This is a genomic window from Klebsiella quasivariicola, assembly GCF_002269255.1.
Taxonomy (GTDB): domain Bacteria; phylum Pseudomonadota; class Gammaproteobacteria; order Enterobacterales; family Enterobacteriaceae; genus Klebsiella; species Klebsiella quasivariicola.
Genome location: NZ_CP022823.1, coordinates 186310 through 201498, shown reverse-complemented (window position 1 = coordinate 201498; position 15189 = coordinate 186310). Strand labels below are relative to the sequence as shown.

14 protein-coding genes are annotated in these 15189 nt (G+C 57.5%); 11 read left to right on the top strand and 3 right to left on the bottom strand.

Annotated features, from left to right (window positions below):
- Window positions 1-71: 71 nt before the first annotated feature.
- Entirely contained in the window at window positions 72-1250 is a 1179-nt protein-coding gene (gene xylR, locus B8P98_RS00990) for a D-xylose utilization transcriptional activator XylR (protein ID WP_025714096.1), read from the top strand.
- A gap of 38 nt (window positions 1251-1288) precedes the next feature.
- On the opposite strand, the gene B8P98_RS00985 is transcribed toward xylR, so the two are convergent.
- Complete coding sequence (locus tag B8P98_RS00985; protein ID WP_071993305.1) at window positions 1289-2107, bottom strand: protein bax; 819 nt, start codon at window positions 2105-2107, stop codon at window positions 1289-1291.
- A 315-nt stretch (window positions 2108-2422) separates the two neighbouring features.
- On the opposite strand from B8P98_RS00985, the gene B8P98_RS00975 reads away from it, so the two are divergent.
- Together B8P98_RS00975 and avtA are read left to right on the top strand one after the other, a co-directional pair.
- A complete protein-coding gene (locus B8P98_RS00975; protein WP_025714094.1) occupies window positions 2423-4456 on the top strand; it encodes an alpha-amylase in 2034 nt (677 codons plus the stop codon).
- A 168-nt stretch (window positions 4457-4624) separates the two neighbouring features.
- Window positions 4625-5881 (top strand): valine--pyruvate transaminase, encoded by a 1257-nt coding sequence (gene avtA / locus B8P98_RS00970; RefSeq protein WP_025714093.1) that lies wholly within the window; start codon window positions 4625-4627, stop codon window positions 5879-5881.
- 42 nt (window positions 5882-5923) lie between these two features.
- Here avtA and B8P98_RS00965 read toward each other — a convergent pair whose 3' ends face one another.
- Both B8P98_RS00965 and yiaJ read right to left on the bottom strand, forming a co-directional pair.
- Window positions 5924-6409 (bottom strand): 4Fe-4S dicluster domain-containing protein, encoded by a 486-nt coding sequence (locus B8P98_RS00965; protein ID WP_095032662.1) that lies wholly within the window; start codon window positions 6407-6409, stop codon window positions 5924-5926.
- 109 nt (window positions 6410-6518) lie between these two features.
- Window positions 6519-7346 carry an IclR family transcriptional regulator YiaJ gene (yiaJ, locus tag B8P98_RS00960; protein ID WP_025714091.1) on the bottom strand — a complete coding sequence of 276 codons (828 nt, stop codon included), beginning with the start codon at window positions 7344-7346 and terminating at the stop codon, window positions 6519-6521.
- Between the two features lie 218 nt (window positions 7347-7564).
- Between yiaJ and yiaK the strand changes: the two genes are divergently transcribed.
- From yiaK to araD, 8 genes are all read left to right on the top strand, one after another.
- Window positions 7565-8563, top strand: coding sequence for a 3-dehydro-L-gulonate 2-dehydrogenase (gene yiaK, locus B8P98_RS00955; protein WP_095032661.1), 999 nt, complete (start codon window positions 7565-7567; stop codon window positions 8561-8563).
- 11 nt (window positions 8564-8574) lie between these two features.
- Window positions 8575-9039, top strand: a complete 465-nt coding sequence (locus B8P98_RS00950; RefSeq protein ID WP_095032660.1) for a YhcH/YjgK/YiaL family protein — start codon at window positions 8575-8577, stop codon at window positions 9037-9039.
- Between the two features lie 24 nt (window positions 9040-9063).
- Entirely contained in the window at window positions 9064-9993 is a 930-nt protein-coding gene (locus tag B8P98_RS00945; protein WP_025714090.1) for a DUF4862 family protein, read from the top strand.
- A 35-nt stretch (window positions 9994-10028) separates the two neighbouring features.
- Window positions 10029-11348, top strand: coding sequence for an MFS transporter (locus B8P98_RS00940; RefSeq protein ID WP_025714088.1), 1320 nt, complete (start codon window positions 10029-10031; stop codon window positions 11346-11348).
- Between the two features lie 78 nt (window positions 11349-11426).
- A complete protein-coding gene (locus tag B8P98_RS00935; RefSeq protein ID WP_025714087.1) occupies window positions 11427-12932 on the top strand; it encodes an FGGY-family carbohydrate kinase in 1506 nt (501 codons plus the stop codon).
- Window positions 12929-13591 carry a 3-keto-L-gulonate-6-phosphate decarboxylase UlaD gene (ulaD, locus tag B8P98_RS00930; protein ID WP_004889285.1) on the top strand — a complete coding sequence of 221 codons (663 nt, stop codon included), beginning with the start codon at window positions 12929-12931 and terminating at the stop codon, window positions 13589-13591. The genes B8P98_RS00935 and ulaD overlap by 4 nt, the downstream gene beginning before the upstream one ends.
- Entirely contained in the window at window positions 13584-14444 is an 861-nt protein-coding gene (locus B8P98_RS00925) for an L-ribulose-5-phosphate 3-epimerase (RefSeq protein ID WP_004889283.1), read from the top strand. Before ulaD ends, B8P98_RS00925 begins: the two co-directional genes overlap by 8 nt.
- Entirely contained in the window at window positions 14438-15136 is a 699-nt protein-coding gene (gene araD / locus B8P98_RS00920; protein ID WP_021440878.1) for an L-ribulose-5-phosphate 4-epimerase, read from the top strand. The genes B8P98_RS00925 and araD overlap by 7 nt, the downstream gene beginning before the upstream one ends.
- Window positions 15137-15189: the final 53 nt, after the last annotated feature.

Below are 15189 nucleotides of genomic sequence, written 5' to 3'. Positions count from 1 at the left end.
TGGCCGGGGTGAGTGCGCAGCAACATCAAGAATGAAGGGGTATGACCGGGGTTAGAGCAGGAACATTATCTATGTTTGAAAAGCGTCACCGTATTACGCTGTTATTCAACGCCAACAAAGCTTATGACCGCCAGGTGGTTGAGGGCGTCGGCGAGTATCTGCAGGCCTCCCAGCTGGAGTGGGATATCTTTATTGAAGAGGATTTTCGGGCACGCATCGAAAACATCAAAGAGTGGTTGGGCGATGGCGTTATCGCCGACTATGACGATCCCGAAATCGAAAAGCTGCTGGCCGATGTCCACGTGCCCATCGTCGGCGTCGGCGGATCTTATCATCAGCCAGAGCGGTACCCACCGGTTCACTATATCGCTACGGATAACGCCGCGCTGGTAGAAAGCGCCTTTCTCCATTTGAAGGAAAAAGGGGTGCACCGCTTCGCGTTTTACGGCCTTCCCACCTCCAGCGGTAAACGCTGGGCGGTAGAGCGCGAGTATGCCTTCTGCCAGTTGGTCGCGAAGGAGAAATATCGCGGCGTGGTCTACCAGGGGCTGGAGACAGCGCCGGAAAACTGGCAGCACGCGCAAAACCGGCTCGCCGACTGGCTGCAAACCCTGCCGCCGCAAACCGGCATCATCGCCGTCACCGACGCCCGCGCCCGCCACGTTCTGCAGGCCTGCGAGCTGCTGCATATCCCGGTGCCAGAGAAACTGTGCGTTATTGGCATCGATAACGAGGAGCTGACTCGCTACCTCTCCCGCGTCGCCCTCTCCTCCGTCGCCCAGGGCACCCGCCAGATGGGATATCAGGCGGCAAAATTACTCCACCGGCTGCTGAATAACGAGGTGCTCCCGCTGCAGCGTCAGCTGATCCCGCCGATGCGCGTCGTTGAGCGGCGCTCCACCGACTACCGGTCGTTAAACGATCCCTCCGTGATTCAGGCGATGCATTATATTCGCAACAACGCCTGTAAAGGCATCAAGGTGGAACAGGTGCTCGACGCCGTGGGCATCTCTCGCTCTAATCTGGAAAAACGCTTCAAAGAGGAGGTCGGGGAGACCATCCACACGGTGATCCACAGTGAGAAGCTGGAAAAGGCGCGCAGCCTGCTGGTGTCCACCAGCCTGTCGATCAATGAGATTTCACAGATGTGCGGCTATCCGTCGCTGCAATATTTCTATTCGGTGTTTAAGAAGGAGTACGACGTGACGCCGAAGGAGTACCGTGACCGGCACAGCGAGGTGATGCTGTAGGGCAAAAAAATGCCCGGCGACAAGGCCGGGCATCGGGATTACAGATGGGCAGCGATAAGCCGCTGATTGTCCTGATACATTGCGAAGAGATAGTTGTTGTAGCTCGACCCTTTGGTCGAATAACCCTTCAGCTTATGAATCATGGTGCTGGCCGTCACTTCCTGATCCGCCTTGCGCAGCTGCAGACGCGATTTGCGGAAAGAGGAATAGGCCGGGTGGGTGTTCAGGTTTGTTACGTAAGCCTGCACCGACTGCTCCACCGACTCAAACTGCGAGTAGCCTTTCATCGCTCCGCGGCAACGCCCGGCGCCGCACTTCATGCCAAACAGGTTGTTGTTCTCACGCGCCAGCCTGGAGGTCCCCCAGCCACTTTCCGCCGCTGCCATGGTTGCCACCATGCTGTTCGGAATAATGTCGACACGCTCAAGCAGCGCGTTCCAGGGCACATGACGCGTATTGCCTGACCACTTCACCTTATAACGGGCAGCGATGTCCTTCAGGCGCGCCTTCTCAGTCGGCGACCAGCGAGCATCGTACTGCTTGGAAACAAGCCAGTTACGATCCGCAGTAATCGCCTGATTCTGCTTGGTAATATAAGGCATGACCGTCCGGAGAAACGCTTTTTTCCTTGGTGTTCCGGAAGGGTATTTTCGCAAGTCAGGAAGTGAACTGCTCTTTACACTATTGCGAGAATACTCTTGTTTACTGCTTACCTTAGTACTACTGATCTTCTTAACCGTTGGGGCTTTATGACTCTTTGTTGCTGTGTGCGTTGTGGCCAACACACTACCTGAAAAAATGCAGGTTAGTAACATAAGTATTGCGGCCCCATATCGTCGTATGGGATTCGATATCATCAGGTCTCCTGGTCGGATATATGCATTCCAACACCTTGTTTTTCACAAAAAAACGATAGCTGAATCGCTAATAGTATCAAAAATACGCAATGAGAGCATCAACAGAAATAGTCCAATTCCGAATTGGTGTCATCTGAAATCGGTTTCTGCGCCGCAACGCGAGTGCGAAAATGCTAGCTCCGTCTCATTTTTAGCCTATTTTTTGAGCGGTGTCACTCACCCCTTTTCATCCTCCTGGTAAACCCCCTCGCCAGGAGGAGTTCACCCGCGCGGCAACAAGGCACACTAGTTAAAAACCGCTCACAGGATCCCGCAATGAAACTCGCTGCGCTTGCCACGTTATTCGTGCCTGGGATGGCCTTCGCCGCCTGGACTACTGCCGACTTCCCGGCTTTTACCGAAGAGGGGACGGGCCGATTCATCAGCCAGAAAGTGGTTGAGAAGGGTACACGTCCCCTGCAGCTAAATTTTGACCAACAGTGCTGGCAGCCGTCCGGCGCCATTAAGCTCAACCAGATGCTGTCCATGGAACCCTGCCGCGGCACCCCGCCGCAATGGCGCATCTTCCGCCAGGGTCTATATACCCTCGAGGTGGATACCCGCTCCGGCACGCCGACGATGATGATTTCGCTGGAGGAAAAAGAGACCAGCGCCGCGGCGCCGCAGATCCGTCAGTGTCCGAAGTGGGATGGAAAACCCCTGACCATCGACGTCAGTAAAACCTTCGCTGAGGGTAGTAAGGTCCGCGATTTCTACAGCGGCAATGTCGCGACCGTCAGCGGCGGCAAAATCACCCTGCAGCCCGCCTTCGGCAGCAATGGTCTGCTGCTGCTCGAGCGCGCCGAGACTGCCGCCCCAGCGCCGTTTGACTGGCACAACGCCACTGTCTACTTCGTCCTGACCGATCGCTTTGTAAACGGCAACCCGGCCAACGACAATAGCTACGGTCGCCATAAGGACGGCATGCAGGAGATCGGCACCTTCCACGGCGGCGACCTGCAGGGATTAACCAGCAAGCTGGATTATCTGCAGCAGATGGGGGTTAACGCCCTGTGGATCAGCTCCCCGCTTGAGCAGATCCACGGCTGGGTCGGCGGCGGCACGAAGGGCGATTTTCCTCACTACGCCTACCACGGCTATTACACCCAGGACTGGTCGAAACTGGATGCCAACATGGGGACCGAAGCGGATCTCCGCCGGCTGGTGGATGAAGCGCATAAGCGCGGCATACGCATCCTGTTTGACGTGGTGATGAACCATACCGGTTACGCTACCCTGGCCGACATGCAGGAGTTCCAGTTCGGCGCTCTGTATCTGCAAGGCGATGAGCTGAAAAAAACCCTCGGCGAGCGTTGGACAGACTGGAAGCCGGGCGCGGGCCAAACCTGGCACAGCTTTAACGACTACATCAACTTCAGCGACAAAGCCGGCTGGGAGAAATGGTGGGGCAAGAAGTGGATCCGCACCGATATCGGCGATTATGACAACCCAGGCTATGACGATCTCACCATGTCGCTGGCCTTCCTGCCGGACCTGAAAACCGAATCGAAGGAAGCCTCAGGCCTGCCGAACTTCTATAGCCATAAACCAGACACCGCAGCGAAAGTGATCCCGGGCTATACGCCGCGCGACTACCTGACCCACTGGCTGAGCCAGTGGGTACGTGACTACGGCATCGATGGCTTCCGCGTCGATACCGCCAAACATGTGGAGATGGACGCCTGGCAGCAGTTAAAAACCCAGGCCACCGCCGCGCTGGCGGAGTGGAAGAAAGCCAATCCGGATAAAGCCCTGGATGCGGCGCCGTTCTGGATGACCGGCGAAGCCTGGGGACATGGCGTGATGCAGAGCGATTATTATCGCCACGGTTTTGATGCGATGATCAATTTCGACTATCAGGACCAGGCGGCGAAAGCAGCGAACTGCATGGCCAATATTGACCTCACCTGGCAGCAAATGGCGGACAAGCTGCAGAGCTTTAACGTCCTGAGCTATCTCTCTTCACACGATACGCGCCTGTTCCGCGAAGGGGGCACTACGGCGGCGGAGCTGTTGCTGCTGGCCCCTGGCGCGGTGCAGATTTTCTATGGCGACGAATCATCGCGCCCGTTCGGCCCCACCGGTTCGGACCCGCTGCAGGGCACCCGTTCGGAGATGAACTGGCAGGACGTCAACGGCAAGGCGGCCCGCAGCGTCACCCACTGGCAGAAGATCGGCCAGTTCCGCGCTCGCCATCCGGCAATCGGTATGGGCAAACAGACAACGCTGTCGATGCCGCGCGGTTACGGTTTCGTACGTGAGCGCGGTGAAGACAAAGTGATGGTTATCTGGGCCGGACAGCAGCAGTAATCCACACGTGGCTCTCCGCCCTCGCGGGGAGCCACTCAGAACAAAACGCTAGCAAAATAGCAATTACCAGGATAAAGATAAAAAGCCTCCTCCTCCCTCAGATTTGCACCACGCTGGCGCTGGCGTTATGGTTAGCCACTTTCCAGAACCACCGACAGACTATTCGCGATGACATTTTCCCTTTTCGGCGACAAATTCACCCGTCATTCAGGCATCACCCGCCTGATGGAAGACCTTAATGACGGTCTGCGCACGCCGGGCGCTATTATGCTGGGCGGCGGTAACCCCGCGCAGATCCCGGAAATGAATGACTACTTCCAGCAGCTGCTGTCCGACATGCTGGATAATGGCAAAGCCCTTGATGCGCTATGTAATTATGATGGCCCCCAGGGCAAAAGCGAGCTGCTGAACCTGCTGGCGAACATGCTGCGCGACGAGCTGGGCTGGGAGATCGAACCACAGAATATTGCGCTAACAAACGGCAGTCAGAGCGCATTTTTCTACTTATTTAATCTGTTTGCAGGCCGTCGGGCAGATGGCACCACGCGTAAGGTACTGTTCCCACTGACGCCGGAATATATTGGTTACGCCGATGCCGGTCTGGAAGAGGATCTGTTCGTTGCCACCCGGCCGAACATCGAACTGCTGCCGGAAGGCCAGTTCAAATACCACGTTGATTTTGAACATCTGCAGGTGACGGAAGAGACCGGGATGATCTGCGTCTCGCGCCCCACCAACCCGACCGGCAACGTCATCACTGATGAAGAGCTGATCAAACTGGATGCGCTGGCGAATCAGCACGGGGTCCCGCTGGTAATTGATAACGCCTACGGCGTACCGTTCCCGGGGATTATCTTTAGCGACGCCCGACCGCTGTGGAATCCAAACATCGTGCTGTGTATGAGCCTGTCCAAACTGGGGCTGCCGGGGAGCCGCTGCGGGATTATCATCGCCAACGAGAAAATCATCACCGCCATCAGCAATATGAACGGCATTATCAGCCTCGCCCCTGGCGGCATCGGGCCGGCAATGATGTGCGAAATGATTAAACGACAGGATCTGCTGCGCCTGTCAGAGACGGTGATCAAGCCCTTCTATTATCAGCGGGTGCAGGAAACCATCGCCATTATTCGCCGCTATCTGCCGGAGGAGCGCTGCCTGATTCACAAACCGGAGGGAGCGATCTTCCTCTGGCTGTGGTTTAAGGATCTGCCGGTCTCCACCGAGCTGCTGTATCAGCGGCTGAAAAAGCGCGGCGTGCTGATGGTGCCGGGGGATTACTTCTTCCCGGGTCTGGATAAGCCGTGGCCGCACACCCACCAGTGTATGCGCATGAACTATGTGCCAGACCCGCAAAAAATTGAGGCCGGGGTGAAAATTCTCGCCGAAGAGATTGAATTCGCCTGGCGCGAACAGGAAGCATAGCCTCTGACGCCACGGGCGGGTAACGCCCGTCAACGGCCCTACTCACGCCAGCGCCAGCCGCTGGCGTTTTTGCGCGCATAGCGCTTCCAGCTCTGCGGGAACCATCACCCGCAGCGCCTGCGTCGGGCAGGCGGCCACGCAGGCCGGACCCTCGGCGCGGTGATGGCATAAATCGCATTTCAGCGCCTGTGCCTGCTGGCTCACCACCGTGACGGTCATCGCGCCGTACGGGCAGGCTACCATGCAACTTTTGCAGCCGATGCAGCGCCGCTGGTCGACCCACCAGACGTCATTGTCACGCTGAATCGCCCCCTGCGGGCAAACGCTGGCGCAGGGCGCATCCTCGCATTGCCGGCAGGCCGTCGCCGTCGATATGTCACCGCTTTTCACCACCCGAATACGCGGCGCAAAATGGTTCGTCGACAGGGCGGCGACATCCTGTGCCTGCTGGTGCGCGACCACGCAGGCCACTTCACAGGTACGACAGCCAATACACTGCTGGGCACTGGCAATAAGAAACCGGTTCATCCTCTGCTCCCTGGGGATAAAACCGCAGGGTGCCAGAATAGTCCCTACCCGCGCTTTGATCCTGAATGGAATCAGCGCTGTTTTTTGTCAGATGATGAGGAAGATGTGGTCATGTGCCTGACGCTTCACGCACCGTAAAGCCCAGCTCACGTGAGATTGCTTCGGCGGTCTCACGCAGTGGCTTTAACAAGTTCTTTTCGCCTATCTGCTTGAGGCGCGACGTCGACAGAGAAATAGAAATGGCGTAGGGCACGCGCTGGTGAATATCGAAAACCGGCACCGCCAGACAGGACACCCCCAGCTCATTCTCTTCCCGGTCCATGGCCATGTTCCGTTCACGGATCTGCGCCAGCTCATCATGCATGGCTGGCAAGCCGGTGATGGTGTTGCGGGTCAGCGGCTGAATAATATCCTGGTGAGTGTTCCAGTAATGCTCCACATAGTCAGGATGGCCGAACGCCATGTAAATCTTCCCCATCGCGGAGCAATAGAGCGGCATATGTTGGCCAATATAAGCGCGGGTACGCAGCATGCCGGTGGTCGGCTCAAGCTTGTAAATCAGGATCGCATGATCGTCTTCCCGGCTGGAAAAGTTCACCGTTTCGCCCGTCGCCAGGTTAAGCGCTTCAAGATGGGGAGCCGCCACATGGATGATATTCAGCGAGGAGAGCGCTTTCTGGCCAACGGCGATGAACTTGGTGGTGAGCCGATAGCTACCCGCCGCCGGGGCCGGTGTGACATACCCACAGGACTGCAAACCCTGCAGTAATCGATGGACGGTACTTTTATTGAGCCCCGCCAGCTCTGACAGATGCGCCAGCGGGCAACCGTTTGGATAGTTGCTCAGAATTTCAATCAGCATCAGTCCACGGAACAGGCTCTGACTTCCCGCCGGCCGCTCTTTGTCTTGTCCTGTCTCGCTCTCTTTCATCACCATCGCTTCCGCTCCCCCATTTCGTTGCGCTCTGATGGTAGCGCAAAGTGTGTGTCAGTTCACGATCTGAGATCAAAAAACATAATTCATTGATTTTTATTGTTTTTAAAAAATAGTCCTCCCGTTGATCTGGCCAATTTAGATCGTTATATTTGAAATCAGATTTCGCATTGTGAAATTTAACGATAAAAAAGCGATCAGAACTCACCAGGGAAACACGTATGAAAGTAACTTTTTCGCAGTTAAAAGAGGCCTTCAATCAGGTACTGCTTAAACGCGGCGTGGCGGCGGAAACCGCCGAGGCCTGCGCGGACATGTTCGCCCGCACCACGGAATCCGGCGTCTATTCACACGGCGTGAACCGCTTTCCCCGCTTTATTCAGCAACTGGACAATGGCGATATCATCCCGGAGGCCAAACCACAGCGGATTACCAGCCTCGGCGCGATTGAGCAGTGGGACGCCCAGCGCTCCATCGGCAATCTGACGGCGAAAAAGATGATGGACCGGGCCATTGAGCTGGCATCCGATCACGGCATTGGGCTGGTGGCGCTGCGTAACGCCAACCACTGGATGCGCGGGGGCAGCTACGGCTGGCAGGCAGCGGAAAAAGGCTACATCGGCATCTGCTGGACTAACTCCATCGCGGTGATGCCGCCGTGGGGCGCCAAAGAGTGCCGCATCGGCACCAACCCGCTGATCGTCGCCATCCCGTCCACGCCGATCACCATGGTGGATATGTCGATGTCGATGTTCTCCTACGGCATGCTGGAGGTGAACCGCCTGGCGGGTCGCCAGCTCCCCGTCGACGGGGGATTCGACGATGAAGGCAATCTGACCAAAGAACCGGGCGTGATTGAGAAAAATCGCCGCATTTTACCCATGGGCTACTGGAAAGGATCCGGCCTGTCGATCGTGCTGGATATGATTGCCACCCTGCTTTCCAATGGATCTTCTGTGGCCGAAGTGACCCAGGAAAACAGCGATGAATATGGTGTTTCGCAGATTTTCATCGCCATTGAGGTCGATAAGCTCATCGACGGTGCGACCCGTGATGCCAAGCTGCAGCGGATTATGGATTTCATCACCAGCGCCGAACGGGCCGATGAAAACGTGGCTGTCCGTCTACCTGGCCATGAGTTTACCCGCCTGCTGGAAGAGAATCGTCGCGACGGTATCACCGTCGATGACAGCGTCTGGGCGAAAATTCAGGCGCTGTAAGGAGTTAAGCCATGATCTTTGGACATATCACGCAGCCTAATCCGTGTCGGTTGCCTGCGGCAATTGAGCGAGCCCTGGATTTCCTGCGCAGCACCGATTTCAGCAAACTGGCCCCCGGCGTCGTGGAGATCGACGGCAAAAATATCTTCGCGCAGATTATCGACTTAACCACTCGCGAAGTTGCCGAAAATCGCCCGGAAGTACATCGCCGCTATCTGGATATTCAGTTTCTGGCCTGGGGTGAGGAGAAAATAGGTTTCGCTATTGATAACGGTAATAACACCATCAGCGAATCGCTATTAGCGCAGCGCGATATTATTTTCTATCACGGATGCGAAAATGAATCTTTTCTTGAAATGATCCCGGGAAGCTATGTCATATTTTTCCCGCAGGATGTTCATCGCCCGGGATGCCATAAATCGGTCGCCACGCCGATCAGGAAAATCGTGGTTAAAGTGGCGATTGACGCTTTATAAAAGCATTATTTTCAGGAGCACATTATGAAAAATAATACCGGTTATATTATCGGTGCGTATCCCTGTGCACCCTCTTTTCACCAAAAAAGTGAAGACGAAGAAAAAGCATTCTGGCGACAACTGGCTGATACCCCGGATATTCGCGGGCTGGAGCAACCCTGCCTTGAACATCTCCATCCACTTGGCGACGAGTGGTTAATGCGCCATACCCCAGCAGACTGGCAGATTGTCGTCACGGCAATTATGGAAACCATGCGCCGCCGCGGGGGTAACGGCGGCTTTGGCCTGGCATCGAGCGATGAGGAACAGCGTAAAGCCTGCGTGGCCTACTACCGCCACCTTTACCAGAAAATTAATGCGATCAATGCGGCAAATGCCGGAAAAATCGTGGCGCTGGAACTCCATGCCACGCCCTGCGCCAGCAACCCTAACGTCGCCCAGGCTACCGATGCCTTTGCCCGTTCACTGAAGGAGGTGGCCAGCTGGGACTGGTCGTGCAGTCTGGTGCTGGAACATTGCGATGCCATGACCGGCCCCGCGCCGCGCAAAGGATTTCTGCCTTTAGAGAATGTGCTGGAAACGCTTGCCGGTTATGAGATTAGCGTTGCCATAAACTGGGCCCGCTCCGCGATTGAAGGCCAGGACACCACTCTGCCGTTGACCCATACCCGGCAGGCCAGCCAGGCCGGTAAGCTTGGCGCGTTAATGTTTTCCGGCACCACGCTCAATGGCGAATATGGCGAATGGCAGGATTTACACGCGCCCTTCTCTCCGTTCTGTGCGCAAAGTTTAATGACCCACACGCATGTGCGGGAATTATTAGCCTGCGCGGGCAGCGACGCCCTGCAATTTCTGGGTATTAAATTACTGGAAATTAACCCGGATGCGGACGTCAATCACCGCATAGCGATATTACGCGACGGCATCGCTGCCTTAAATAAAGCACAACAATAATAAAAAAAGAACACTTACTCTACGAGACTATAAATATGAATATGACCTCTAGACCAGGACTAAATGAAGTCCCACGTCAGCGTTGGCTGCGAATTATTCCACCCATTCTGATCGCCTGTATTATCTCTTATATGGACCGCGTCAATATTGCTTTTGCAATGCCGGGCGGTATGGATGCTGAACTCGGTATTTCCGCCACCATGGCGGGACTGGCCGGCGGCATTTTCTTTATTGGTTATCTGTTCTTACAGGTTCCCGGCGGCAAGATTGCCGTTCACGGTAGCGGCAAGAAGTTTATTGGCTGGTCGCTGGTCGCCTGGGCGGTGATCTCCGTCCTGACGGGATTAATCACCAACCAGTATCAGCTGCTGGTGCTGCGCTTCCTGCTGGGGGTGGCGGAAGGTGGGATGCTCCCGGTAGTGCTAACCATGATCAGCAACTGGTTCCCGGACGCCGAACGCGGGCGCGCTAACGCCATTGTCATTATGTTTGTCCCTATCGCCGGGATCATCACGGCTCCGCTTTCCGGCTGGATCATCACCGTTCTCGACTGGCGCTGGCTGTTTATTATTGAAGGGTTACTCTCGGTGGTTGTCCTGCTGCTGTGGACCTATGCCGTTTATGACCGCCCACAGGAAGCGCGCTGGATCTCCGATGCCGAAAAGAATTATCTGGTGGAAACGCTGGCCGCCGAGCAAAGGGCCATTGCCGGCACCGAGGTGAAAAACGCCTCTCTCGGCGCGGTGCTTTCCGATAAAACCATGTGGCAGCTTATCGCACTGAACTTCTTCTATCAGACCGGGATTTACGGTTACACCCTGTGGCTGCCCACCATCCTCAAAGAACTGACTCACAGCAGCATGGGCCAGGTTGGGGTGCTCGCCATTCTGCCCTACGTTGGCGCCATTGCCGGCATGTTCCTGTTCTCTTCTCTCTCGGATCGTACCGGCAAACGCAAGCTGTTTGTCTGCCTGCCACTGATTGGTTTTGCCCTGTGCATGTTCCTGTCGGTGGCTCTGAAGAGCCAGATCTGGCTGGCCTACGCCGCGCTGGTCGGCTGCGGATTCTTCCTGCAATCGGCGGCGGGCGTGTTCTGGACCATTCCGGCACGGCTGTTCAGCGCCGAAATGGCCGGCGGCGCGCGCGGGGTCATCAACGCCCTCGGCAATCTTGGCGGTTTCTGCGGCCCCTATGCGGTGGGCGTCCTGATCACCCTCTATAGCAAAGACGCGGGAGTATATTGCCTGGCCATCTCTCTGGCGCTGGCCGCGCTGATGGCCCTGCTGCTGCCGGCGAAATGCGATGCCGGCGCCACGCCCGTCAATACGGTGAATCCGCGGAAGCACGCCGCGTAATACCGCGCCTGGCCTGTGGGGCATCCTCCCACAGGCCAGATAAGCGCAGCGCCATCCGGCAACATTGAGAGATGAAAAATGAGTGAGAAAGCACGCTTCTGGCTGGGCATTGATTGCGGCGGAACGTATCTGAAAGCGGGATTATATGACGCGCAAGGCCGTGAACATGGCATTAACCGGCAATCGCTGCAGACGCTATCGCCCTTGCCGGGTTACGCCGAACGCGACATGGACCAGCTCTGGCAACAATGCGCCGCCACCATCGCCGGCCTGTTACAACGTACCGGTATCCGCGGCGAACAAATTAAAGGCGTGGGCATCTCCGCGCAGGGTAAGGGGCTGTTCCTGCTTGATAAACAGGATCGCCCTCTGGGCCATGCCATGCTCTCTTCCGACCGTCGGGCGCTGGCGATCGTCCAGCGCTGGCAACAGGACGGGATCCCGGAAAAACTCTATCCCGTCACCCGCCAGACCCTGTGGACCGGTCACCCGGCTTCACTGCTGCGCTGGGTGAAAGAAAATGAACCGCAGCGCTACGCGCAAATTGGCTGCGTGATGATGGGCCATGACTATCTGCGCTGGTGTTTGACCGGCGTGAAAGGGTGCGAAGAGAGCAACATCTCTGAATCCAATCTCTACAACATGACCAGCGGCCAGTACGATCCACGCCTGACGCAATGGCTGGGGATCGGCGAAATTGACAGTGCGCTGCCGCCTGTCGTCGGTTCAGCAGAAAAAGGCGGGGAGATCACCCCTCAGGCAGCCGCCATCACCGGTCTGGCGGCGGGTACCCCCGTCGTCGGCGGCTTGTTTGATGTGGTCTCCACCGCACTCTGCGCCGGTATTGAAGATGAATTCACGCTCAACGCGGTGATGGGCACCTGGGCCGTCACCAGCGGGATCACCCATGGCCTGCGCGACCATGAAGCGCACCCTTACGTCTACGGCCGTTACGTTAACGACGGGCAGTACATCGTTCACGAAGCCAGCCCCACCTCGTCGGGCAACCTCGAATGGTTCACTGCCCAGTGGGGTGAACTCTCTTTTGACGAGATCAATCAGGCCGTCGCCAGCCTGCCGAAGGCCGGTAGCGACCTCTTTTTTCTGCCATTTCTCTACGGCAGCAACGCCGGACTGGAGATGACCTGCGGCTTCTACGGTATGCAGGCGCTCCACACTCGCGCGCACCTGCTGCAGGCGATTTATGAGGGCGTCGTTTTCAGCCACATGACCCACCTCAACCGCATGCGCGAACGCTTTACCCGCGTGCAGGCCCTGCGCGTCACCGGCGGCCCGGCGCACTCTGACGTCTGGATGCAGATGCTGGCGGACGTCAGCGGCCTGCGCGTCGAGCTGCCGCAGGTTGAGGAGACCGGCTGCTTTGGCGCCGCGCTCGCCGCCCGGGTCGGCACTGGCGTCTATCGCGATTTCAACGACGCCTGCCGCCACCTTCAGCATCCGGTGCGCACGCTGCTGCCCGACATGGCCGCCCACGCGCGCTACCAGCGCAAATATCACCATTACCAGAATCTGATTGAAGCACTACAGGGCTACCACGCCCGCATTAAGGAGCATGCATTATGAGCCGACCATTACTGCAACTGGCGCTCGACCACACCAGCCTGGAAGCCGCCAGCCGCGATGTCGCCCTGCTACAGGACCACGTCGATATCGTTGAAGCCGGTACCATCCTCTGCTTAACCGAAGGCCTGAGCGCGGTGAAAGCTCTGCGCGCCCAGTGCCCGGATAAACTCATCGTCGCCGACTGGAAGGTTGCCGATGCGGGGGAAACGCTGGCCCAGCAGGCCTTTGCCGCCGGCGCTAACTGGATGACCATCATCTGCGCCGCGCCGCTCGCCACCGTTGAGAAGGGCCACGCCGTCGCGCAGGCCTGCGGCGGCGAAATTCAGATCGAGCTGTTCGGTAACTGGACGCTGGATGACGCCCGCGCCTGGTACCGCACCGGCGTCCGCCAGGCGATTTACCATCGCGGCCGCGACGCTCAGGCCAGCGGACAACAGTGGAGTGACGCCGATCTGGCGCGGATGAAAGCGCTCTCTGATATCGGCCTTCAGCTGTCGATTACCGGCGGCATCACCCCGGCCGATCTGCCCTTGTTCAAAGATATTCAGGTGAAAGCGTTTATTGCCGGACGCGCGCTGGCCGGAGCACCGCAACCGGCGCAGGTCGCTGCGGCGTTCCATGCGCAGATCGATGCTATCTGGGGAGATAAGCATGCGTAACCATCCGTTAGGGATCTATGAGAAGGCGCTGGCGAAAGATCTCAGCTGGCCGGAGCGGCTGGTGCTGGCGAAAAGCTGCGGCTTTGATTTCGTCGAGATGTCGGTGGATGAGACCGACGAGCGGCTGTCGCGTCTCGACTGGAGCCCGGCGCAGCGCGCCTCGCTGGTCACCGCCATGCTGGAAACCGGGGTGGCGATCCCGTCGATGTGCCTCTCTGCCCATCGCCGTTTCCCGTTTGGCAGCCGCGATGCGGCCGTGCGCCAGCGGGCGCGGGAGATCATGAGCAAAGCTATCCATCTGGCGCGCGATCTCGGCATCCGCACCATCCAGCTGGCAGGGTACGACGTCTATTATGAAGCGCATGATGAAGGCACCCAACAGCGCTTCGCCGAAGGGCTGGCATGGGCGGTGGAACAGGCCGCGGCGGCGCAGGTGATGCTGGCGGTGGAGATCATGGATACCGCTTTTATGAACTCCATCAGCAAATGGAAAAAGTGGGATGAGATGCTCGCCTCGCCGTGGTTCTCGGTCTACCCCGACGTGGGCAATCTTAGCGCCTGGGGAAACGACGTCACCGCCGAGCTGAAGCTGGGTATCGATCGCATCGCCGCCATTCATTTAAAAGATACCCAGCCGGTGACCGCGCAGAGCCCAGGTCAGTTCCGCGACGTACCGTTTGGCGAAGGCTGTGTGGATTTTGTCGGCATCTTCAAAACGCTGCATGAGCTGAACTATCGCGGCGCATTTCTGATTGAGATGTGGACGGAAAAAGCCAAAGAGCCGGTACTGGAAATTATCGAGGCCCGACGCTGGATAGAAGCGCGGATGCAGGAAGGAGGATTTGCATGTTAGAACAGTTAAAAGCCGAGGTGCTGGCGGCCAACCTGGCGCTCCCGGCGCACCAGCTGGTGACGTTTACCTGGGGCAACGTCAGCGCGGTCGATGAAACTCGCACACTGATGGTGATTAAACCTTCCGGCGTGGAATACGACGTGATGACCGCCGAGGATATGGTCGTGGTCGAGATCGCCAGCGGCAAGGTGGTGGCCGGCGGCAAAAAACCGTCATCAGATACCCCGACCCATCTGGCGCTTTACCGCCGCTATCCGCAGATCGGCGGGATCGTGCATACCCACTCCCGCCACGCCACGATCTGGTCGCAGGCGGGTCTCGATCTGCCCGCCTGGGGCACCACCCACGCCGACTACTTCTATGGCGCGATCCCCTGTACCCGCCTGATGACCGAAGAGGAAATTAACGGGGAATATGAGTATCAGACTGGCGAAGTGATTATTCAGACCTTTGAAGAACGGCGCCTCGATCCGGCGCAAATCCCGGCGGTACTTGTCCATTCACACGGTCCGTTCGCCTGGGGAAAAGACGCCGCCGACGCCGTACATAACGCCGTGGTGCTGGAGGAGTGCGCGTATATGGGGCTGTTCTCACGCCAGCTCTCGCCTCAGCTGCCGGAGATGCAGTCGGTATTGCTGGATAAACACTATCTGCGCAAGCACGGCGCCAACGCCTATTACGGACAAGGCTGACATTCTGTTCCCCGGCAGGTCGCCATGCGCTGCCCGCCGGGGAACAGGCGATC

Bases quoted from the DNA above. Each gene is read 5' to 3' on its own strand.
- xylR (WP_025714096.1), top strand. From the start codon at position 72: ATGTTTGAAAAGCGTCACCGTATTACGCTGTTATTCAACGCCAACAAA.
- B8P98_RS00985 (WP_071993305.1), bottom strand. From the start codon at position 2,107: ATGATATCGAATCCCATACGACGATATGGGGCCGCAATACTTATGTTA.
- B8P98_RS00975 (WP_025714094.1), top strand. From the start codon at position 2,423: ATGAAACTCGCTGCGCTTGCCACGTTATTCGTGCCTGGGATGGCCTTC.
- avtA (WP_025714093.1), top strand. From the start codon at position 4,625: ATGACATTTTCCCTTTTCGGCGACAAATTCACCCGTCATTCAGGCATC.
- B8P98_RS00965 (WP_095032662.1), bottom strand. From the start codon at position 6,409: ATGAACCGGTTTCTTATTGCCAGTGCCCAGCAGTGTATTGGCTGTCGT.
- yiaJ (WP_025714091.1), bottom strand. From the start codon at position 7,346: ATGGTGATGAAAGAGAGCGAGACAGGACAAGACAAAGAGCGGCCGGCG.
- yiaK (WP_095032661.1), top strand. From the start codon at position 7,565: ATGAAAGTAACTTTTTCGCAGTTAAAAGAGGCCTTCAATCAGGTACTG.
- B8P98_RS00950 (WP_095032660.1), top strand. From the start codon at position 8,575: ATGATCTTTGGACATATCACGCAGCCTAATCCGTGTCGGTTGCCTGCG.
- B8P98_RS00945 (WP_025714090.1), top strand. From the start codon at position 9,064: ATGAAAAATAATACCGGTTATATTATCGGTGCGTATCCCTGTGCACCC.
- B8P98_RS00940 (WP_025714088.1), top strand. From the start codon at position 10,029: ATGAATATGACCTCTAGACCAGGACTAAATGAAGTCCCACGTCAGCGT.
- B8P98_RS00935 (WP_025714087.1), top strand. From the start codon at position 11,427: ATGAGTGAGAAAGCACGCTTCTGGCTGGGCATTGATTGCGGCGGAACG.
- ulaD (WP_004889285.1), top strand. From the start codon at position 12,929: ATGAGCCGACCATTACTGCAACTGGCGCTCGACCACACCAGCCTGGAA.
- B8P98_RS00925 (WP_004889283.1), top strand. From the start codon at position 13,584: ATGCGTAACCATCCGTTAGGGATCTATGAGAAGGCGCTGGCGAAAGAT.
- araD (WP_021440878.1), top strand. From the start codon at position 14,438: ATGTTAGAACAGTTAAAAGCCGAGGTGCTGGCGGCCAACCTGGCGCTC.